Here is a 20,643-nt window from a genome sequence, read left to right as displayed (position 1 = left end):
TTTGGCAGAGCGCCAGCGGGCAGGCGACCCATGGCAGCTACCAGATCGGGACGGATGGCAACTGGAGCTATGTCCTCGGCAACAGCGCGACGGTCAATGCGCTGGGGCAGGGCGAAACCCTCTCCGACAGCTTCACCGCGACGACGGCGGACGGGACCACGCAAGCCGTGACAATCACGATCACCGGCACCAATGACGCGCCCGAGGTGCTGGCCCCCAGCACCCTTACCGGTGCGCTGGGGGAGGATGACGGGCCTGTCTCGGGCCAGGGGCAGGCCAGCGACCCGGAGGGTGACACGCTGACCTGGTCCGGGACGGCGCTGGGCGTTCTGGGCAGTTTCGCGGTCACCGATGCGGGCGCCTGGACCTATACGCCGGGCGCGGAGGCCGACAGCCTGGCTCAGGGCGCCACGGCGACGGAGACCTATACCCTGACCGTTACCGACAGCGGCGGCGCCACGGCGACGGAGACGGTGACCATCACTCTGACCGGGGCGAATGACGCGCCCGTGGCGCTGGACGATATCGTCGTCGCCCCGCTGGGCGAGACCACGGATACCGCGTTCCGGGTGCGGGACCCGGATCTGGGCGAGGATCTGAGCTTTGCACTGCTGGATGCGCCGGGCTTCGTCCAGATCGTGGATGGCGACAGCTTTCGCCTGACCCCGGACGGCAGCACGAGTTCGGGCCTTTACGAATTCGATTACCGGGTGACGGACGGGCAGGGCGCGACGGATGTCGCCACCGTTCAGGTCTATTTCGATAATGCGCAGGCCCAGGGCGGCGGCGGCGGAGCGGTCAGCATCGGGTTCAACACGGAACCGGCGAATGGCAACCCGGCCGGGTTCGTCGATATCGACGTGAGCGAGGTTGACGGCGCGAAAATCCGGCTGGCGATCGCGATGGATGGGTCCGGCTCCATCGGGCAAAGCAGCTATGACCTTCAGATCGACGCCGTGGTCGGCGCGCTGGAGGCGCTGGCCCGGCAGTTCGAAGGCTCCGCCACCGAGGTGGAAGTGCTGTTGGTCCCCTATTCGAGCTCGGTGATCAGCTACCCGGTCTACGATCTTCAGGACTTCAACCCGGACACCACCGGCGGGCTGGGCGCGTCCGATTACCAGGGGTTCAAGGACGATTACCAGGGCGGCGGCACCTATTGGGCCGATCCGCTGAACACGGCCAAGGCGTTCTTTACCGATGATGACGGCGGCGAGACGACGCTGGCGGACACCAATATCCTGTATTTCATCACCGACGGGCAGCCCTCGGACACGACCAGTGTCTGGCAGGGCGCGCGCGACGATCTGAAAACGCTGGAGATCAACGGGCAGGGTGTTCTGATCGAGGCGTTCGGCATCGGATCGGGCTATAATTCCACCAATCTCGACACGTTTGAAACGCCGCCCGGATCGACCCAGGTGACGGCGGCCAGCGATTTGACGGATGCCTTTGCCGCATCGCCTCTGTTTGCGGCGGCGCTGGTGGAATTCTCGCTGTCCTTGATGGCGGACGGGGTCAACCATGCGGATATCGTGACCGAAACCAGCCCGATCCTGTCCAACGACGGGCTGTCCTACACGCTGGACCTGGCGCAGATCCAGGGCATCGCCGACCTGTTGGGAGAGGCGAACCTGTTCACCACCCAGGCGACGTTCGATTTCGACGGCGATGCCTCGGACAATGCGAACCGGGTGACGCTGACGGCGGGCGAATCGGTCTCCAAGCGCGACGTCGCGGTGGATACGGATCTGAGCGCGGGCCATGACCTCTACCTGGGCAGTGACCTGGCGGATGACATCCGGGGTCTGTCGGGGGATGACGTGCTGCTGGGTTATGATGGTGACGATCTGCTGTCGGGTGGCGCAGGCAATGACACGATCCTGTCGGGCGCGGGCAATGACACGGTGATCGGCGGCGCGGGCACGGACCGGATCGAAACCGGTAGCGGCGACGACCTGATCCGGCTGGATGCTCTGGGCGATCTGGACGGCCCCGGCATCGAGGTGCTGGACGCGGGGGCGGGCTACGACGTGCTGCACGCAATGTATGGCGGCGACGTTGCCAGCGGGCTGCTGGAGCGGGTCGCGGCCACGAATGTCGAGGTTCTGGACCTGACCAACGCCGTGACCGACAGTGGCACCATGACCATGAGCGACATCTTCAACCTCTCGGGCACGAATGGCGCGGATGCGGCGGATATCCTGGCGCAGAACGGGGCGGCGCAGAACCTGCGGATCCTGGGCGACGTGGGCGACAGCCTGACCCTGATGGGCGACGGCGGCAGCTTTGTCGCCGCGCAATCCGGCCCCGCGACGGTGACCGACGATCAGGGCAACCTGTTGGCGATCTATCATTACATCGGCGGCAGCGGCACTGTCCTGGCGGCGGTTGGTGTCGATCAGGACATCGCGGTCTCGGCGGTCGTGACCTCGTGATGGAGAGCGCGGGGATGTGCAACAGCGGCATTAGCGGGAGCTGTCGGGCCGGAACGTGATCGCAGACCTCCGCTCACCGCCACGGTGCGGGTGTGGCACGGATGGTGATGGCCAAGCCTTCGCTCAAAACGGGTGCCATCGGCCTCTGGACGAGAGCGCCTCAGTCATCGTGACAGATAAGGCATGGCCCCCGCAAGCGGGAGCCTCAGGCAGCAGGTACAATCAACGCCAAAGCTGTCATACGACGGCCCTCAAACGACGAAGGGCCGCCCGAAGGCGACCCTGTCGAACCAAACATTCTCCGGAAAGGAGAAATTGGAGCGGGCGAAGAGATTCGAACTCTCGACCCTTACCTTGGCAAGGTAATGCTCTACCCCTGAGCTACGCCCGCCCCGTTTGGTGAGGCAGGATGTATAAAGAAGCGCGGGGGGCTGCAAGGGGAAAAACGCAGGTTGGCGCAAAGAATTTGCCTCACGCCCCGTCACCCTGCCAGGTCGGATCACAGCGGCGTATCCTCCGGCGGGGCACGCCGCTTTCGCCGACCGGAACGCAGCAGGTTCAACCCTTCCACCGCCCCGGCAAAGACCATCGCCGCGTAGATGAAGCCACGTTCGACATGCACGCCGAAACCATCCGCCATCAGCGCCATGCCGACCATCACCAGAAAGGCCAGCGCCAGCATCTTGGTCGAGGGATGGGCCTCCACGAAACCGGCGATCGGCTCGGCGGCGATCATCATGATCGCGATGGCCACGACGACGGCGGCGACCATCACCTCGATATGATCGGCGATGCCGACGGCGGTGATCACGCTGTCGAGCGAGAAGACAAGATCCAGAATGACGATCTGCACGATCACCGAGGCCAGCGTGGCGCGGACGGCCCCGGCACCGTCCTCCTCGCCTTCGACTTCGTCGAAAATCTCGGTCGCGGCCTTCCAGATCAGGAACAGCCCGCCGGCCAGCAGGATGATGTCGCGCCATGATACCGGGTGATCGCCCAGGCTGAAGACCGGCGCGGTCAGCCCGATGATCCAGGCGATCGACAGCAGCAGCAGGATGCGCATCACCAGCGCCAGCGACAGGCCGATCAACCGCGCGGTGCGGCGTTGATGTTCCGGCAGGCGCGCGGCGGTGATGGAGATGAAGATGACGTTATCGACCCCCAGGACGATCTCCAGCACCGTCAGGGTGAGAAAGGAGGCCCAAACGGCCGGGTCTTGCAAAAGCTCTATCATCGGGGTCTCGTGCCCTTTGCTGGCGACATGGATCGCATGTCAGGTAAGATGCACCGGGGCCAAGTCCAGTCGCGCCGCGCCGCGCGCGCCGGGGGATGCGGAAAATTCTAGCGGATCGGGCAGGGCCTGAAAGGGCACGATGGGGGGAAAGATGGACACGCGCGACAGATGGCAGCCGCCGGTGCCCTACATGGCCCGCACACGGGATTGGTACCTCGCCCTGGGGTTCGACAATCCGTATGAATGGGCGCAGTTCGACGCGGTGCCCTTTGCGCCATTGCCCGGACCGCTGGACCGGCTGTCGGTGGCGCTGGTCACCACCGCCGCGCCCTATCAGCCCGACAAGGGGCCCCAGGGGCCCGGCGCGCCCTATAATGCGGCGGCAAAGTTCTATCAGGTCTATTCCGGAGATGTGCGGCGCGATCATGATCTGCGGATCTCTCACGTGGCGATCGACAGGGTGCATACCACGATGGAGGATCCCGGCTGCTGGTTTCCGCTGCCTGCCCTGCGCGCCGTCGAAGGGCGCCGCATCGGCCGGTTGGCGCCGCGGTTCCACGGCCTGCCCACCAACCGCAGCCAGCGCCACACACAGGAGATCGACGCGCCCGAGCTGCTGCGCCGCTGTCGCGCCGACGGGGCGGATGTGGCGCTGTTTGTCGCCAATTGTCCGGTCTGCCATCAATCCTGCGCCCTGGCCGCCCGCCATCTTGAAGCGGCAGGCATTCCCACGGTCATCCTGGGCTGCGCCCGCGACGTGGTGGAACATTGCGGCGTCCCGCGCTTCCTGTTCAGCGATTTCCCCCTGGGCAATGCCGCCGGACGCCCCTTCGATCCCGTCTCGCAGGCCGAAACGCTGGATCTGGCGCTGTCGCTGCTGGAGGAGGCCACAGGCCCCCGCACCACCCGCGTGAACCCGCAACGCTGGGCCGTGGATGACCAGTGGAAACGCGACTATTCCAACGTCGCCACCACCAGCCCCGAAACCCTCGCCGCCGCCCGCGAAAAAGCCCATGCCGACCGGGACATCGCGCGCAAAACGCGGGAGGGCGGCTGACCATGCCGTGCGCCAAGTGCCGGTTGAATAGGAAGCCTGAAAGCCGTTCCTAAGTACTCCGGTTGCCGCGCTCGCAATCGTTCATGGCCAACACACCGTTATGGACGAAGTGACCTCCGTCATATTGTGCGCTTGCAATCGTTCTCCGAACACGCTCGCGTTTCGGGTCAAAGACATCAAAATACTTGATATAGACGAAGCAGAACAATTTGTGAGCGTCTTGGTCTTTGGTCAACATGATTTCTTGATGCGAAAGATCAGGATAATCGCGAAAATAAGTCTTGGGTGTCGAACCAGCGCCCAAATCGGTATTTTTGAGTGTAGGGGGTTGATCGCGGAAGGAAACTTGTTTTTTCGCATAGCTTGCGACGCGTTTTCCTAGGATGATTAACTCCAGCCCGCGTGCGGGCGTGGCCCCGGTATTCTGGATTTCCACAATCAACCGGGTTCCGGTGCTGTCAGGTATAGGCATAGCGATTAGCTGCCTCACGGAAACGTAGGCGCGGGTTTGCGCCTCTCCGATCGTTTGCGTAACGCCCACCGCTTCGCGGGCAGATGCATTGGCGTCCTGAGCTGTACGAACGGCCTTCCTTGTTTCGATCAAGGTCCCGAGGATTCCGATGGTACCCAGCACCGCAGTCACCAACATCCCGGCCGATACAATCAGCATCCAGAGTGTCCATTTCGACATGTCTCTCTGGACAAGCAAATTCTCGAACGAGAAGTCGCGGTGTTGCGAGGCTCTCATTGCTGTGATGATGCAGGCATCCCGAGCTGTTCCCTCCAATTGATTGCAACGGGCCAATTCACGTTCATTGACCTGCGCGTAGGGCGTGTGGAAACCAACCTCTTCGCGGCCAATATCCACCCCGTTGGTTAGGCCGATACCGTAGATGACAACGGTCGCGAGGAGCAGCACGACAATCATGCCAAAGGCAGACCCGAGCGTAGGGGAACCATTCTGATCTGGTGTTCGCATTCATATTCGAATGCCGCTTCGAAATTTCATTGTAGAAAAATTTCGGCGGCACCCGTTCCAAATAGCTGTTTTCAATGCCGGCAAGTCTTGCACCCAATTCTTCGCAAGTCATCCCCTTTGCTGCCATCAATGCGAAAAGGGGGCCAATGGCCCCCTTCCTCTCTCCCCGAACACACCTGCATCCCCTCGCACAATACGGCGAAGGGGCAGCCCCTCCGCCGCTGGTGTCATTCGAACTCGATCAGCAGATCCTTGGCGTCGATCTGGGCGCCGGGGGTGACGTGCACCGCCTTGATCACCGCGTCGCGTTCGGCGTGCAGGCCGGTTTCCATCTTCATCGCCTCGATGGTCAGCAGCAGGTCGCCCTCGGTCACCTTCTGGCCTGCGCTGACCCCGATGGAGGCGACGACGCCGGGCATCGGCGCGGCCAGGTGGTCGGGGTTGGTCGGGTCGGCCTTTACCCGTGCGGCGGCGCCGCCGGTGGCCTTGCGGTCGGGCACACGGATCGTGCGCGGCTGGCCGTTCAGCTCGAAGAACACCCGAACCTCGCCGTCATCCTGGGTTTCGCCCACCGTGACCAGACGGATCTCCAGCGTCTTGCCGGGGTCGATCTCGGCGGTGATCTCCTCTTCCGGCTCCATCCCGTAGAAGAACGTGCGCGTCGGCAGGGTGCGCACCGGGCCGTAGACCTCGTGCCGCTGGGCGTATTCGGTGAAAACCTTGGGATACATGAGGTAGGAGTTCAGATCCTCGTCGTCGATTTCAGCCCCGTTCAGGGCGGCGCTGATCTCGGCGCGCTTGGCCTCCAGATCCACGGGCGGCAGATGCGCGCCGGGCCGGTCGGTGTTGGGCGCCTCTCCCTTCAGGATCTTCTTTACCAGCGCGGGGGGGAACCCGCCCGGCGGCTGACCCAGGTTGCCGCGCATCATGTCGATCACCGAGTCGGGAAAGCTGACGTCCTTGCCCGGATCCTCCACATCGGCCCGGGTCAGGCCCTGGCTGACCATCATCAGCGCCATGTCGCCCACCACCTTGGAAGAGGGCGTGACCTTCACGATATCGCCGAACATCTGGTTCACATCGGCATACATCTTGGCGACCTCGTGCCAACGTTCGTCCAGCCCCATCGACTTGGCCTGCGCCTTGAGGTTGGTGAACTGCCCGCCCGGCATCTCGTGCAGATAGACCTCCGAAGCAGGCGCCTGAAGACCGCTTTCGAAGGCGCTGTATTGCGCGCGCACGGCCTCCCAGTAATCCGACAGGCGGCGCACGGTGGCCACGTCCAGCCCGGTGTCGCGGTCGGTGCGCGCCAGTGCTTCGACGATGGAGCCCATGGTCGGTTGCGAGGTATTGCCCGACAGCGCATCCATGGCGCAATCGGCGGCATCCACCCCGGCCTCGGCCGCGGCCAGGATCGTTGCCCCCGCGATGCCTGATGTATCATGCGTGTGGAAGTGGATCGGCAGGCCGACCTCTTCCTTCAGCGCCTTGACCAATACGCGCGCCGCCGCCGGTTTCAGCAGGCCCGCCATGTCCTTCAGTCCCAGCACATGGGCGCCGGCGTCGCGCAGCTCCCTGGCCATGGCAACGTAGTATTTCAGGTCATATTTGGCGCGGTCCGGGTCCAGGATATTGCCGGTGTAACAGACGGTGCCTTCGCAGATCTTGCCGGCCTCCACCACCGCATCCATGGCGACGCGCATGTTCTCCACCCAGTTCAGGCTGTCGAAGACGCGGAAGACATCGACGCCCGTTTCGGCCGCCTGGCGGACAAAGGACTGCACCACGTTGTCGGGATAGTTGGTATAGCCCACCCCGTTGGAGCCGCGCAGCAGCATCTGGGTCAGGATATTGGGCATGCCCGCGCGGATGTCGCGCAGCCGTTGCCAGGGATCTTCCTGCAAGAAACGGAAGGCCACGTCGAAGGTCGCGCCCCCCCAGCATTCGACGGAGAAGAGTTCCGGCAGGTGGGCGGCATAGGCGGGCGCGGCGCGCACCATGTCCAGCGAGCGCATCCGCGTTGCCAGCAGAGATTGGTGACCGTCGCGCATCGTGGTGTCGGTGATCAGCAACCGGTCCTGCGCCAGCATCCAGTCGGCCACGGCCTGCGGCCCCTTTTCGTCCAACATGTTGCGGGTGCCGGCCGGCGGCGTTCCGCTGGAGGCCGGGGCCTTGGGCGTGCCGACGCTGGCAGGCAGGTGCGGTGTGCCGGCCGTCTCGGGATGGCCGTTGACGGTGATGTCGGCGATATAGGTCAGAACCTTGGTGCCCCGATCGCGGCGGGTCTTGAAGTCGAACAACTCTGGCGTCGTGTCGATGAATTTGGTCGTGTATTGGTTGGCCAGGAATGTCGGGTGTTTCAACAGGTTGATGACGAAGTCGATATTGGTGCTGACGCCCCGGATGCGGAACTCGCGCAGCGCCCGGTCCATGCGGCGGATCGCCTGTTCGGGGGTGGGCGCCTTGGCCGTCACCTTGACCAGAAGGCTGTCGTAGAACCGGGTGATCACCCCGCCGGCATAGGCGGTGCCGCCGTCCAGCCGGATGCCCATCCCGGTGGCCGAGCGGTAGGCGGTGATGCGACCGTAATCGGGGATGAAATTGTTGGTCGGGTCTTCGGTGGTAATCCGGGTCTGCAAGGCGTGGCCGGTCAGGCGGACGTCATATTGGCTGGCCTTGCCGGTGGCCTCCGCCAGGGATTTGCCCTCGGCGATCAGGATCTGCGCCTGAACGATGTCGATGCCGGTGACTTCCTCCGTCACGGTATGTTCGACCTGCACGCGAGGGTTCACCTCGATGAAGTAGAACTTGCCCGTCTCCATATCCATCAGGAATTCGACGGTGCCGGCGCATTCATAGTTCACATGGGCGCAGATCTTGCGGCCCAACTCGCAGATTTCCTCGCGTTGCGCTTCGGACAGGTAGGGCGCCGGCGCACGCTCCACCACCTTCTGGTTGCGCCGCTGGACTGAGCAGTCGCGCTCGTACAGGTGGTAGATGTTGCCCTGCGTGTCGCCCAGGATCTGCACCTCGACGTGTCGGGCGCGGGTGATCATCTTCTCCAGGTAGCCCTCGCCATTGCCGAATGCGGCTTCGGCCTCCCGCCGGCCTTCCAGCACCTTTTCCTTCAGTTCCTCCGGCCCGACGATGGGGCGCATCCCGCGTCCGCCGCCGCCCCAGCTGGCCTTCAACATCAGCGGGTAGCCGACCGTTTCGGCCTCGCGGGCGATGGCCTCCATGTCGTCGCCCAGAACCTCGGTGGCAGGGATGACGGGCACGCCGGCCGCGATGGCGACCTTGCGGGCGCTGGCCTTGTCGCCCAGGGCGCGCATCGTTTCGGCCTTCGGCCCGATGAAGGTGATGCCGGCGGCGTCGCAGGCGTCGACGAAATCGGGGTTTTCCGACAGCAGGCCATAGCCGGGATGGATCGCATCGGCGCCCGACATCTGTGCCACGCGGATGATTTCCTCGATGCTCAGATAGGCGGCGACGGGGCCCAGCCCCTCCCCGATGCGATAGGCTTCGTCGGCCTTGAACCTGTGCAGGCCCAGCTTGTCCTCCTCCGCATAGACGGCGACGGTCTTCTTCCCCATTTCATTCGCGGCGCGCATGATGCGGATGGCGATTTCGCCGCGATTGGCGACCAGGATCTTGCTGAACTCGGGCATGGGGCTCCCCTTCTCCATAAATTTCCGCAGAGCAAACGCGATGCCGCGCCGCAGCGCAAGGATGATTTTGCAAATTGCAAAGCGTGCTCTCTGCGAACTGCAAAGCTGGCAAAGCGCATTGGACCGGCCAAGTCCGAGGGTTTGCAGCCGCTTCGTCCGTCGCGAAACGCGCCGCCATTGACGGAGCCGCACGGCGCGTCGGGGCAGGCGCCGCGCCCCCCTTTGCGGCCCGCCAGGGCCCGTCCCGCGCTCACTCCCCCCAGAGCAGTTCGCGTACCTCTTCGGGGCGGGTGATGGCCATCTGAACCATCGCGCTTTTCATGTCTTCGGCCAGAATATGGGCGACGTGATCGGCACCACGTTCGCCCAGGGCACCGGTGCCCCACAGCCAGCCCCGGCCCAGCATCACCATATCCGCCCCCAGGGCGATGGCGCGCAGGACGTCCAGACCGGAAGCCACGGCGCCATCATAGATCACCGGTACATCGGGGCCCAGAGCGGCGCGGATCGCAGGCAGGGCGGTGGCCGATCCCGGCGCGGCGTCGAACTGGCGGCCGCCGTGGTTCGACACCCAGATCGCGTCGATCCCCTTGTCGCGCAGCATCAGCGCCTCGTCCGGCAGCAACACGCCCTTGGCCACCATCGGCCCATCCCAGGCATCGCGGATCCGGGCCAGGAAATCGGGATCGGGGGCGCGGTGACGGCCCAGGCCGATCTGGCCCGCGCGGGTGCCTTCGTTGTACCGCTCCAGCGCGCGCACCCGCGGCATGCCGCCGCGCAGCGTCGCCAGCGACCACGCCGGGCGCAGCGCGCATTGCGCCGCGATGCGCGGGGTCAGGCGGGGCGGGGTTTGCAATCCCGACCGGCGCGAGCGTTCGCGCCGCGAATTGCCCGGCACGTCGACGGTCAGGATCAGGGTGTGAAACCCGGCTGCCTTGGCCCGGCGCAGCAGATCGTAATTCTGCTCCATGTCCTCGGGCGGATAAAGCTGGAACCAGCCCTGATCGCCCATGTGGGGGGCGACGTCCTCGGGCGCGGCGGCCGCGACGGTGGAAAGGCCAAAGGGCAGGTTCCGCCGCGCCGCCATCCGCGCCAGCATCTGTTCCGAGCCGGGCCAGAACAGTCCCGTCATCCCCACCGGCGAGACGCCGAAGGGCGCGTCATAGCTGCGCCCCATCAGCGGGGTCGTCAGGTCCGGCACGACCGCGCCACGCAGGGTACGTGGTTTCAACATCACGGCGTCCAGTGCGGCGCGCGACCGGCGCACTGCGGTCTCGGCCCCGGTGCCGCTGTCCAGGTATTCCCAGGCGAAATGCGGCAGGCGGCGGCGCGCGCGGGCACGCAGGTCCGAAAGGGTCGGGTAGCGGAAGTCGATGTTCATACCCGCAGATGAGGGCAGAACGCGGCAAATGGCAAGGCGCCGCGCAGCCGGGTGGGGTGTGGGGGAATGGGGTGAACAGGAGGGGAACACCTCTCTTTCCCTTCGGGGCCGAAATGGATAGATTGCGCCCATGAGCAGTTATTCCGAAGACGACGCCTTCGAGGCGGCAGTCCCGCTGAGCCGCCGCGCCATGGCTGCGCGGCCCGCGCCCTATCTTGACGATCTGAACCCGGCGCAACGCCAGGCGGTCGAGGCCCTGGAAGGGCCGGTGCTGATGCTGGCCGGCGCCGGTACCGGCAAGACCAAGGCGTTGACCGCGCGGATCGTACATCTGCTGACCACCGGTTCGGCCCGCCCGAACGAAGTCCTGGCCGTGACCTTCACCAACAAGGCCGCGCGGGAGATGAAAAACCGGGTGGGCCGGATGCTGGGCGAAACGGTGGAGGGCATGCCCTGGCTGGGGACGTTCCATGCCATCTGCGTGAAGCTGCTGCGCCGCCACGCCGAACTCGTGGGGCTGAAATCCAACTTCACCATCCTTGACACGGATGACCAGATCCGCCTGCTCAAGCAGTTGATTTCGGCTAGCAATATAGACGACAAACGTTGGCCCGCACGGATGCTCTCGGGGATCATCGACCAGTGGAAGAACCGTGCCTGGACCCCGGAGAAGGTGCCAGCGGCGGAAGCCTCGGCCTACAACAACCGCGGGACCGAGCTGTACGATCAGTACCAGCGCCGCCTGCGGGAACTGAACGCCGTCGATTTCGGCGACCTGCTGCTGCATATGGTCACGATCTTCCAGACCCATCCCGACGTGTTGGACCAGTACCAACGCTGGTTCCGCTATATCCTGGTGGACGAATACCAGGATACCAACGTGGCGCAGTACCTGTGGCTGCGCCTGCTGGCGGGCGGGCACAAGAACATCTGCTGCGTGGGCGACGACGACCAGTCGATCTATGGCTGGCGCGGCGCGGAGGTGGGCAACATCCTGCGGTTCGAAAAGGATTTTCCCGGTGCGACGGTGGTCCGGCTGGAGCAGAATTACCGATCGACCGCGCATATCCTGGCCGCCGCCGGCGGCGTCATTCGCGGCAATGAGGGGCGCCTGGGCAAGGAACTCTGGACCGAGGCGCAGGACGGCGAGAAAGTCCGCCTGATCGGCCATTGGGACGGAGAGGAAGAAGCCCGCTGGATCGGCGAGGAGATCGAGGCGATGCAGCGCGGCACCCGTGGCGGCCGCCCCGTCTCTCTGGACGAGATGGCGATTCTGGTTCGGGCCTCGCACCAGATGCGCGCGTTCGAGGATCGGTTTCTGACCATCGGCCTGCCGTACCGCGTCATCGGCGGCCCGCGCTTCTACGAGCGGTTGGAAATTCGCGATGCCATGGCCTATTTCCGGCTGGTGGTCAGCCCCAGCGATGACCTGGCCTTCGAGCGGATCGTGAACACGCCCAAGCGCGGCCTGGGCGACAAGGCCCAGCAGAAGATCCAGATGTGCGCCCGCGAACACGGCACCTCCCTGTTGGACGGCGCGCGAATTCTTTTGCAGGACAAAGGGTTGACCGGAAAGGGCGCAGCCCGGCTGGCGGCCTTTGTGGAACAGATTGACCGCTGGCACCCGATCGCCACCGCCCAGGCCGCCGCCCCGCAGCCAATGGACGAGGATGCGCTGATCATGGACGATTCGGCGCCCGCACGGCCTGCCGTCTCCCATATGGAGCTGGCTGAGGTGATGCTGGACGAATCGGGCTACACCGCAATGTGGCAGGCCGACAAGACGCCGGAGGCCCCCGGCCGGTTGGAAAACCTGAAGGAGCTGATCAAGGCGCTGGAAAGTTTCGACAATCTTCAGGGCTTTCTTGAGCATGTCTCCCTGATCATGGACAACGAGAGTGAACAGGAGGGGGCCAAGGTCTCCATCATGACGCTGCACGCGGCCAAGGGGTTGGAATTCCCCGCCGTTTTCCTGCCGGGCTGGGAAGACGGGCTGTTCCCGTCGCAACGGTCGATGGACGAATCGGGTCTGAAGGGTCTGGAGGAGGAGCGGCGGCTGGCCTATGTCGGCATCACCCGGGCAGAGGAGCTGTGCACCATCTCATTTGCCGGGAATCGCCGTGTCTTCGGGCAATGGCAATCGGCGCTGCCCTCGCGTTTCATCGATGAATTGCCGGAAGACCATGTCGATGTGCTGACGCCGCCGGGCCTGTATGGCGGTGGATATGGCGCGGCTGCGGCGCCGCAATCCAACCTGCACGACCGCGCGGCAGAGGCGAATGTCTACAATTCGCCCGGTTGGCGCCGAATGCAGGCCCGCGCCGGCCAGCGCCCCATCGCGCAGCCCCGCGAAAGCCGCGCGCCGGTGATCGATCTGGATGCGGTCAGCGCCTACACCGTGGGAGACCGGGTGTTCCACCAGAAATTCGGCTACGGCGCCATCGCCGCGATCGAGGGGGACAAGCTTTCGGTGGATTTCGAAAAGGCCGGAGTGAAGAAAGTCGTGGCGAAATTCATCATGGGCGCCGACGACGTGCCGTTCTGATTCCAATCCGGTGGCGCTTCTGCTGGACCGGGTCATGCAAATTCCACGGAAAGAGAAAGGGGGCCGCTGTGCCCCCTTTTTGCTGTCGCGCCAGTTTCGGCTGGATCTGTTCAGGAAAGGGCCCGGAAAAGAGAAACGGCGGCGCCAGGGAGGAGGAGAGGCGCCGCCGTTCTGCTTACGGCCACCGAGGGAGGAGGAGAGGCAGCCGATCCGAATTTTATGCCGACAGCGCCAGGGAGGAGGAGAGGCGCTGCCGGCTGATATCGCCGACCCAGGGAGGAGGAGAGGGCCGACAATTCTTGAAACCTTGACCCCGGTTCCGGGGGATTAGGTGCGACGGCGCCAGGGAGGAGGAGAGGCGCCGCCGCTGATATCATCGACCCAGGGAGGAGGAGAGGGCCGACAATTCTTGAAACCTTGACCCCGGTTCCGGGGGATTAGGTGCGACGGCGCCAGGGAGGAGGAGAGGCGCCGCCGCTGATATCATCGACACAGGGAGGAGGAGAGGGCCGACAATTCTTGAAACCTTGACCCCGGTTCCGGGGGATTAGGTGCGACGGCGCCAGGGAGGAGGAGAGGCGCCGCCGCTGATATCATCGACCCAGGGAGGAGGAGAGGGCCGACAATTCTTGAAACCTTGACCCCGGTTCCGGGGGATAGGAGCGACGGTGTCAGGGAGGAGGAGAGACACCGCCGCCAGTTACAGACGACCCAGGGAGGAGGAGAGGGCCGGCTGATCCGAATTACTTGGCTCCGTAGGCCTCTTCGTAGGCGATGGAGCGGATCATGGAACGATGCAGGCCCAGGTCGGCCAGTTCGCGGTTGCTGAGCGACGCCAGCTCGTCCATGCATTTGTTGAACACGGCGCGGCGCGCCAGGCGGTCTGCGATCGCGGCATAGGCACGGGAGAACAGGCCAGCCTGCGGGGCTGCGGCGCTGTGGGTGTCGGTCATCATCGTCATCGTCGTCTTCCTTTCGGTGACGTCCGGGGCAGCGTTTGCTGTCGTCTCCGTCCGTCTTGTTGATCCCAATTTAACCTCATGCTGCATCTGCACAATGGCCGATGCTTCAATGCTGCCATGCAGCGAATGCATAAGAGAGGCTGACCTAACGTTCGCTGAAAACAAACGACTATTTCTTGGGCGCCGGGGGGCGTACTTGCAGCAGAATAAAAAAAGGCGCAGGTGTGGGGCAGTTGATTGAAGGATGCAGAACATGGCTGTGACCCGCGACACCATCCTTGAGGCGCTGACCCGGCTAAGCCTGCCCGACGGCGGCAACCCGGTGTCCCGCGACATGATCCGCGCACTATCGGTGGACGGCGGCACCGTCCGCTTTGTGATCGAGGCGCCAAGCCCGGAACTGGCCCAGCAGATGACCCCGCTGCGCGAGGCGGCGCAGCAATTGGTGGCGCAATTGCCGGGGGTGGAGAATGTCAGTGTCGTTCTGACCGCCCATGGTCCGACCGGCGGTCAAGGTCAGGGGCCTGCCCAGGGTCGCGCAGCGGCGGGCGCGGCCGGGCAGGGGGCGGCGCCGTCGCTGAAGATCGGCGGCCATCCGAAACCGCAGACCGAACCGTTGAAACCCGCCGGCGTGAAAAGCGTGATCGCCATCGCCTCGGGCAAGGGCGGGGTGGGGAAATCCACCGTGTCCTCCAATCTGGCGGTGGCGCTGGCGCGGGCCGGGCGACGGGTCGGGCTGCTGGATGCCGATATCTATGGTCCCTCACAGCCGCGCATGATGGGCAACGCCAAGCGGGCCGCCAGCCCGGACGGCAAGATTATCGAACCGCTGACCGCCCATGGCGTCACCTTCATGTCCATCGGGTCGATGATGGAGGAGGGCAAGGCCGTCGTCTGGCGTGGGCCGATGCTGATGGGGGCGATGCAGCAGCTGCTGGGGCAGGTTGCCTGGGGCGAGCTGGACATCCTGTTGATCGACCTGCCGCCCGGCACCGGTGACGTTCAGTTGACACTGGGTCAGCGGTCGGCCCTGTCGGGTGCCATCGTGGTGTCCACGCCGCAGGACGTGGCGCTGCTGGATGCGCGCAAGGCGATCGACATGTTCCACACCCTGAAGGTGCCGGTGATGGGGCTGATCGAGAACATGTCCAGTTTCATCTGTCCGCATTGCGGCGGCGAATCCCATCCCTTTGGCCATGGCGGCGTTGCGGCGGAAGCCGAGCGGCTGGGCGCGCCGCTGTTGGCCTCGCTACCTCTGGATCTGGACACGCGCCTGGGCGGCGATGCCGGGCAGCCGATTGCCTCGGGGGACAGTCCCGCGGCCGACGCCTATGCCCAGCTGGCCGACCGGATGATCCAGGGCGGGGTCGCTTGACCCATGCATCTGCGCCGCCCTCAGGTTCACGAGGCGGCGGCGCTGACTGCGCTGTGCCTGCGGTCCAAGGCGCATTGGGGATATGATGCCAGCATGATGGCGCGGTTCCGGGAGGAACTGCGCGTCACACCTGACGACCTGGCCCGATGGCCCGCCCGGCTGGCAGAGGCGCAGGGCGTCCTGCTTGGGTTCGCGCAGATCAGCCTGTCCGGCGATATGGCCGAGCTTGAGCGTTGCTTCGTCGATCCCGACGCTATGGGGCGCGGTGTGGGGCGGGCATTGTTCGACTGGGCCTGCGCCCATGTCCGGGCTGGCGGGGCGCGGCGGTTGATCATCGTGGCCGATCCTGGCGCGGCGGGGTTCTACCGTCGGATGGGGGCGATGCTGGCTGGCGAAGTACCATCGGCCAGCGTGCCGGACCGCGTTCTGCCGCGCCTGCACATGGAGTTCCGGCCCTGACGCGCCGGGCGGACCCGGCGGTCCCATGACCTCCCACCCGGTTTTCGCCGATTTTCCGGGTACCAGGCGCCGCCGGGCCGAGCCAGAACCTGCATTCCGTCGCAACCGTCAGTGCAGGCAGCCCAAAGCCTTGGTCCGGGAAAGCATGGGACGTTTGGGAAATGATGGGACGGGTGCCGGTTTTTGCCGCCGCGCCGCCGATCTGCCGTCCGCGACGGGGCCAAGATTCCGGTGATTTTACCTGACGCGGCTGGAAACGGGCGGAATCGGGTCGTGATCCGAATCACGGCTGCGTGATTCCAGGCTCTCAGCGACGATTGGCTGGCGGTTTGCCCTTGTTTCACGCGTGCTGTGCCGCGCTGGATCGGGTCGGGCCGGAAAAAACGCCGCTCTCTTTGGGAAAAACTGCCCCCGAAATGGTGCACCACATCTAGTGGTGCGCGAGGCCTTCTCCGCTAGGTTGTCCGTATTTTTCGCCCGTTTCACACAATCTGTAGGTTTCGCGCGGCGGCTGATCCCACATCTAGGCAGGCTTTCCCATGATTTGCGCTTGCTTCCCATCCAGTCCCGTGGCAATCATTAGGCACAGATGAGGACGGGACAAAACGAGGCGACAGACCTCAAGACACCTCCCAAGGCAGTGATCATACAGGCAACCGCTTTCATCTGAACCAAGAGATCCGGCGCGCGAGCGAGCAGTACATCCCCCCAGGTGGCGCGCGCAGTCGGACACCCCGGAAACGGGACGAGGACGGCGGGTAGGGCAAAGGCAGCATGCCCCTACCCGCCGTTTTCCGTTTCAGGGTTGCGCGTGAGGCGAATCACGTCAAGGGGGGAGGGACAGGGACCAGCGGAACCTTGCGTGTCAGGCGTTTCAGAGGTGAAGAAGAGCTTAAGGTGGACAGCAAAGGTCGCGTGTCCGTTCCCAGCTCCATTCGCCGCGTCCTGGAAGAGCAGGATCCCGATTGGGTCGAAGGTCGCAACCCCACCATGGTGGTGGTCTACGGCGATCACCTCAAGGACAACCTCGAAGGATATTCGGTCGAGACGATGGCCGAAAAAGAGGCCAAGATCGACCGGATGCCCGGATCGCACGCCAAGACGCGCGCGCTGAAACGGTTCTTCCTGGGACAGTCGCAGGAATTGTCCGTCGATGACACCGGCCGCATCGTCCTGCCGGCCAAGCTGCGCCGCAAGATCGGGGTGGAGCCGGGCGGCACGGCCTATTTCATCGGCAACGGCAAGACCTTCGAAATCTGGCACCCCGAAACCTACCGCGCCCATTCCGAACGTATCGCCGCGCAATGGCTGGACGAAGAAGGTGCGGATTTCGACCCCGAAACCCTGTTCGACGAGATCGACCTGGGTGACAGAGAAGCGGAGTAGAGCATGGCAGGCGGAGCCCCCGACGCGGATGCCCCGCATATCCCGGTCCTTCTGACGCCCCTGCTGGCCGCGGCGGCGCCCATTTCGGGTGTCTGGGTGGACGGGACACTGGGCGCGGGCAGCTATGCGCGCGGCCTGCTGCAGGCCGGAGCCGACCAGGTGGTCGGACTGGATCACGATCCGTTGGCAATTTCCATGGCCGCCGAATGGGGCGCGACCCTTGGGGACCGGCTGAAGGTTCACCAGATCAATTTCGCCGACATGGACGAGGTCGTCGCCGATGTGGACGGCGTGGTGCTGGACCTTGGCGTCTCTTCCATGCAGCTGGACCTGGCCGAACGCGGCTTCTCCTTTCTGCGCGACGGGCCGCTGGACATGCGCATGGCGCAGGAGGGGCCGACCGCCGCAGATATCGTGAATTCCGCCGAAGAGGGGGAACTGGCCGATATCCTCTTTCGCTACGGGGAGGAACGCGCCTCGCGCCGGATCGCGCGGGCCATATTGCGGGCACGCGCCGAGGCGCCGATCGAGACGACCGCCCGGCTGGCGGAAATCGTCGCCTCCTGCCTGCCGCGTCCGAAACCGGGGCAGGCGCATTCCGCCACCCGGTCCTTCCAGGCGCTGCGCATTGCCGTCAACGATGAATTCGCCGCCCTGGCCCAGGGGCTTCTGGCGGCCGAGCGGGTCCTGAAACCCGGTGGCGTTCTGGCGGTGGTGTCGTTCCACTCGATCGAGGATCGGATGGTCAAACGGTTCTTTCAGATGCGCAGCGGCGGCGGCGGGCGGGCCAATCGCTATGCCCCCGAGGTCGCGGAAGACGCGCCGCGCTTTACCCAGAAAACCCGCAAGGGGATCGGGCCGGACGCGGATGAACTGGCCCGTAATCCGCGCTCCCGCTCGGCGCGGTTGCGGATGGGACAGCGGACAGAGGCGCCGACCGGGCCGTTGGACCGGGCCGCGCTTGGCATGCCGGATATCAGGGGGCACCGGAGATGAGAGGGTTTTTCTTTGTCGTGATCGGCTGTGTCGTGATGGCACTGGCCGCCTGGGCCTACCGGGAGAATTACCAGACCCAGGCCGCGCTGGCCCAGGCAGAGGAGTTGCAGCGTGACATCGGCGCCGCACGCTCGCGGCTGGCTGTGTTGCGTGCGGAATGGGCCTACCTGAACCGGCCCGACAGGCTGCGCGAACTGGCCGAGCTGAATTTCGACCGGCTGGGCCTGCTGCCGCTGCGGCCCGACCAGTTCGGCAAGGCCGATCAGGTGGAATTCCCGCCCGCGCCCGAACCGCAGCTGAGCTTTGAGCAGATGTTCACCGTTTCCTCGCAGGGGCAGGTGCCCGCGACTGCGGCGGAGCAGCAACCATGAGCCGCCGCACCCCCCTGCGCCCGCTGGCCAGCATCCTTGACGCGCGGTCGCGGGGTGAAAACCCCGATGCGATCGAACGGGAGAATCTGCGGCTGCGCCACGAGGAGATGCGCGACACCGCCCGCTACCGCGCCGAAAGCCGTATCCTGGTGCTGCTGTTCGTCTTCGCCTTTGCCTTTGCGCTGGTGGGGCTGCGTATGGGGGCGCTGGCCAGTTCCGAACCGGCAGAGCCGCGCGCCAGTGCCAGCGGTGCGCAGATCGCCCTGCAACGCGCCGACATTCTGGATCGGCGCGGGCATATCCTGGCCACGAACCTGGAAACTCACGCGCTTTATGCCCATCCGCACGAGATGGTCGATCCGGCCCATGCGGCGCGCGAATTGGCGCAGATTTTCCCCGACCTGGACGCCGCGACGATGGAACGGCGGTTTACCGGGCGGTCCAAGTTCTTGTGGATCAAGACGAATATCAGCCCCGAACAGATGCAGGCCGTGCACGAAATCGGCGAGCCGGGCCTCTACTTCGGCCGTCGCGAGATGCGGCTCTATCCCAACGGACCGCTGGCCGCGCATGTGCTGGGCGGCGCGGGTTTCGGCCAGCAGGCCGTCGACTGGGCCGAGGTCAAGGGACGCGCCGGGATCGAACAGCGCTACGACACCTACCTGACCGATCCGGCGAACGGCGCCCGCCCGCTGGAATTGTCGCTGGACCTGACCATTCAAGCCGGGGTGGAGCAGGTGCTGTATGGCGGGATGAAGCTGATGAACGCCAAGGGTGCGGCGGCCGTCCTGATGGATGTGAAAACCGGAGAGCTGATCGCGATCGCGTCCCTTCCCGATTTCGATCCCAACGACCGGCCCGCGCTGCCGACCTCGGGCCATCCCGATGACAGTCCGCTGTTCAACCGCGCGGTGCAGGGGGTGTACGAACTTGGCTCCACCTTCAAGATCTTTGCGGCGGCGCAGGCCATGGACCTGGGCCTGGTCGGCCCCCAGACGGAGATCGACACCCGTGGCCCGATCCGCTGGGGCCGTCATCGGATCAATGATTTCCACTTCTATGGCAACGAGTTGACCGTCGAGAAGATCATCGTGGAAAGTTCCAACATCGGCACCGCTCGGCTGGCCCAGATGATCGGGATCGACCGGCAGAAGGCCTTCCTTGAAAACCTCGGCCTGTTCTCGCCGACCCCGCTGGAGATCGTGGAGGCCAAGGGCGCCGCGCCGCTGATCCAGCAGAACTGGTCCGAGCTGACGACCATGACCGTCTCCTACGGGCACGGCATTTCGGTCAGCCCGCTGCACCTGGCCTCGGCCTATGCGACGATCGCCAATGGCGGCACCCGCGTCTATCCCACGCTGCTGAAACAGACGACCCCGCAAAAAGGCCCGCGCGTCATGTCCCGCGAGGCCGCCGATGCCGCCCGCGACATGCTGCGTCTGGTGGTGACGGAGGGCACTGCGTCAATGGGTGAGGTCAAGGGCTACGCCGTGGCGGGCAAGACCGGCACCGCCGACAAGCCGCGCCCGCAGGGGGGGTATTACAAGGAAAAGGTGATCGCCACCTTCGCCACGTTGTTCCCGGCCAATGATCCGCGCTACGTGCTGGTGGTGACCCTGGATGAACCGGTGGAGACTTCGGGCCCGAAGCCGCGCCGCACCGCCGGCTGGACCGCCGTGCCCGTCACCGCCGAGGTCATCCGCCGCGTCGCGCCCCTGCTGGGATTGCGTCCGCAGATTGAACCCGCCCCGTTGCTTGATATAACGCTGTCAACGCAATAGTCCGAAAAGGC

At 65.0% G+C, this 20,643-nt stretch carries 14 protein-coding genes and 1 tRNA gene; 9 read left to right on the top strand and 6 right to left on the bottom strand.

Annotation, left to right across the window (positions count from 1 at the left end):
- The coding region (locus G5A46_RS16375) for a VCBS domain-containing protein (RefSeq protein WP_163851120.1) at positions 1 to 2,435 on the top strand (2,435 nt) is incomplete at its 5' end.
- Positions 2,436 to 2,751: 316 nt separating this feature from the next.
- Here the strand turns inward: G5A46_RS16375 and G5A46_RS16370 are convergent.
- Together G5A46_RS16370 and G5A46_RS16365 are read right to left on the bottom strand one after the other, a co-directional pair.
- A tRNA-Gly gene (locus G5A46_RS16370) sits at positions 2,752 to 2,826 on the bottom strand.
- 108 nt (positions 2,827 to 2,934) lie between these two features.
- Entirely contained in the window at positions 2,935 to 3,672 is a 738-nt protein-coding gene (locus tag G5A46_RS16365; RefSeq protein WP_163851118.1) for a TerC family protein, read from the bottom strand.
- 151 nt (positions 3,673 to 3,823) lie between these two features.
- Here G5A46_RS16365 and G5A46_RS16360 point away from each other — a divergent pair, with 151 nt between their 5' ends.
- On the top strand, positions 3,824 to 4,729 hold the full coding sequence (locus G5A46_RS16360) for a glycine reductase (RefSeq protein WP_204318772.1): 906 nt from the start codon (positions 3,824 to 3,826) through the stop codon (positions 4,727 to 4,729).
- 49 nt (positions 4,730 to 4,778) lie between these two features.
- On the opposite strand, the gene G5A46_RS16355 is transcribed toward G5A46_RS16360, so the two are convergent.
- The 3 genes from G5A46_RS16355 to G5A46_RS16345 all read right to left on the bottom strand — a co-directional run bounded on the left by G5A46_RS16355 (position 4,779) and on the right by G5A46_RS16345 (position 10,757).
- Complete coding sequence (locus G5A46_RS16355) at positions 4,779 to 5,657, bottom strand: hypothetical protein (RefSeq protein WP_163851114.1); 879 nt, start codon at positions 5,655 to 5,657, stop codon at positions 4,779 to 4,781.
- Positions 5,658 to 5,935: 278 nt separating this feature from the next.
- On the bottom strand, positions 5,936 to 9,376 hold the full coding sequence (locus G5A46_RS16350) for a pyruvate carboxylase (RefSeq protein WP_163851112.1): 3,441 nt from the start codon (positions 9,374 to 9,376) through the stop codon (positions 5,936 to 5,938).
- Positions 9,377 to 9,626: 250 nt separating this feature from the next.
- Positions 9,627 to 10,757, bottom strand: a complete 1,131-nt coding sequence (locus G5A46_RS16345; protein WP_163851110.1) for an alpha-hydroxy acid oxidase — start codon at positions 10,755 to 10,757, stop codon at positions 9,627 to 9,629.
- Between the two features lie 130 nt (positions 10,758 to 10,887).
- On the opposite strand from G5A46_RS16345, the gene G5A46_RS16340 reads away from it, so the two are divergent.
- Entirely contained in the window at positions 10,888 to 13,302 is a 2,415-nt protein-coding gene (locus G5A46_RS16340) for an ATP-dependent helicase (RefSeq protein WP_163851108.1), read from the top strand.
- Positions 13,303 to 14,045: 743 nt separating this feature from the next.
- On the opposite strand, the gene G5A46_RS16335 is transcribed toward G5A46_RS16340, so the two are convergent.
- Entirely contained in the window at positions 14,046 to 14,264 is a 219-nt protein-coding gene (locus G5A46_RS16335; protein ID WP_163851106.1) for a DUF1127 domain-containing protein, read from the bottom strand.
- Positions 14,265 to 14,517: 253 nt separating this feature from the next.
- Here G5A46_RS16335 and G5A46_RS16330 point away from each other — a divergent pair, with 253 nt between their 5' ends.
- The 6 genes from G5A46_RS16330 to G5A46_RS16305 all read left to right on the top strand — a co-directional run bounded on the left by G5A46_RS16330 (position 14,518) and on the right by G5A46_RS16305 (position 20,632).
- Positions 14,518 to 15,639, top strand: a complete 1,122-nt coding sequence (locus tag G5A46_RS16330) for an Mrp/NBP35 family ATP-binding protein (protein WP_163851104.1) — start codon at positions 14,518 to 14,520, stop codon at positions 15,637 to 15,639.
- 3 nt (positions 15,640 to 15,642) lie between these two features.
- Positions 15,643 to 16,098, top strand: coding sequence for a GNAT family N-acetyltransferase (locus tag G5A46_RS16325; RefSeq protein WP_163851102.1), 456 nt, complete (start codon positions 15,643 to 15,645; stop codon positions 16,096 to 16,098).
- A gap of 897 nt (positions 16,099 to 16,995) precedes the next feature.
- Complete coding sequence (locus G5A46_RS16320; protein WP_239521024.1) at positions 16,996 to 17,484, top strand: division/cell wall cluster transcriptional repressor MraZ; 489 nt, start codon at positions 16,996 to 16,998, stop codon at positions 17,482 to 17,484.
- Positions 17,485 to 17,487: 3 nt separating this feature from the next.
- Positions 17,488 to 18,480: a 16S rRNA (cytosine(1402)-N(4))-methyltransferase RsmH gene (gene rsmH, locus G5A46_RS16315; RefSeq protein WP_163851098.1), complete on the top strand. Its 993-nt coding sequence runs from the start codon at positions 17,488 to 17,490 to the stop codon at positions 18,478 to 18,480.
- Positions 18,477 to 18,851: a cell division protein FtsL gene (gene ftsL, locus G5A46_RS16310; RefSeq protein WP_239521023.1), complete on the top strand. Its 375-nt coding sequence runs from the start codon at positions 18,477 to 18,479 to the stop codon at positions 18,849 to 18,851. The genes rsmH and ftsL overlap by 4 nt, the downstream gene beginning before the upstream one ends.
- Positions 18,848 to 20,632 carry a peptidoglycan D,D-transpeptidase FtsI family protein gene (locus tag G5A46_RS16305; RefSeq protein WP_163851096.1) on the top strand — a complete coding sequence of 595 codons (1,785 nt, stop codon included), beginning with the start codon at positions 18,848 to 18,850 and terminating at the stop codon, positions 20,630 to 20,632. The genes ftsL and G5A46_RS16305 overlap by 4 nt, the downstream gene beginning before the upstream one ends.
- Positions 20,633 to 20,643 lie beyond the last annotated feature (11 nt).

It is taken from the genome of Pseudooceanicola aestuarii, assembly GCF_010614805.1.
Classification (GTDB): Bacteria; Pseudomonadota; Alphaproteobacteria; order Rhodobacterales; family Rhodobacteraceae; genus Pseudooceanicola; species Pseudooceanicola aestuarii.
The sequence above is the reverse complement of the archived record's forward strand: the minus strand, read 5'-3'. Positions and strand labels throughout refer to the sequence as shown.

What these genes read in the sequence shown, in the direction of transcription:
- G5A46_RS16365 (WP_163851118.1), bottom strand. Translation starts at nt 3,672, where the DNA reads ATGATAGAGCTTTTGCAAGACCCGGCCGTTTGGGCCTCCTTTCTCACC.
- G5A46_RS16360 (WP_204318772.1), top strand. Translation starts at nt 3,824, where the DNA reads ATGGACACGCGCGACAGATGGCAGCCGCCGGTGCCCTACATGGCCCGC.
- G5A46_RS16355 (WP_163851114.1), bottom strand. Translation starts at nt 5,657, where the DNA reads ATGATTGTCGTGCTGCTCCTCGCGACCGTTGTCATCTACGGTATCGGC.
- G5A46_RS16350 (WP_163851112.1), bottom strand. Translation starts at nt 9,376, where the DNA reads ATGCCCGAGTTCAGCAAGATCCTGGTCGCCAATCGCGGCGAAATCGCC.
- G5A46_RS16345 (WP_163851110.1), bottom strand. Translation starts at nt 10,757, where the DNA reads ATGAACATCGACTTCCGCTACCCGACCCTTTCGGACCTGCGTGCCCGC.
- G5A46_RS16340 (WP_163851108.1), top strand. Translation starts at nt 10,888, where the DNA reads ATGAGCAGTTATTCCGAAGACGACGCCTTCGAGGCGGCAGTCCCGCTG.
- G5A46_RS16335 (WP_163851106.1), bottom strand. Translation starts at nt 14,264, where the DNA reads ATGACGATGATGACCGACACCCACAGCGCCGCAGCCCCGCAGGCTGGC.
- G5A46_RS16330 (WP_163851104.1), top strand. Translation starts at nt 14,518, where the DNA reads ATGGCTGTGACCCGCGACACCATCCTTGAGGCGCTGACCCGGCTAAGC.
- G5A46_RS16325 (WP_163851102.1), top strand. Translation starts at nt 15,643, where the DNA reads ATGCATCTGCGCCGCCCTCAGGTTCACGAGGCGGCGGCGCTGACTGCG.
- rsmH (WP_163851098.1), top strand. Translation starts at nt 17,488, where the DNA reads ATGGCAGGCGGAGCCCCCGACGCGGATGCCCCGCATATCCCGGTCCTT.
- ftsL (WP_239521023.1), top strand. Translation starts at nt 18,477, where the DNA reads ATGAGAGGGTTTTTCTTTGTCGTGATCGGCTGTGTCGTGATGGCACTG.
- G5A46_RS16305 (WP_163851096.1), top strand. Translation starts at nt 18,848, where the DNA reads ATGAGCCGCCGCACCCCCCTGCGCCCGCTGGCCAGCATCCTTGACGCG.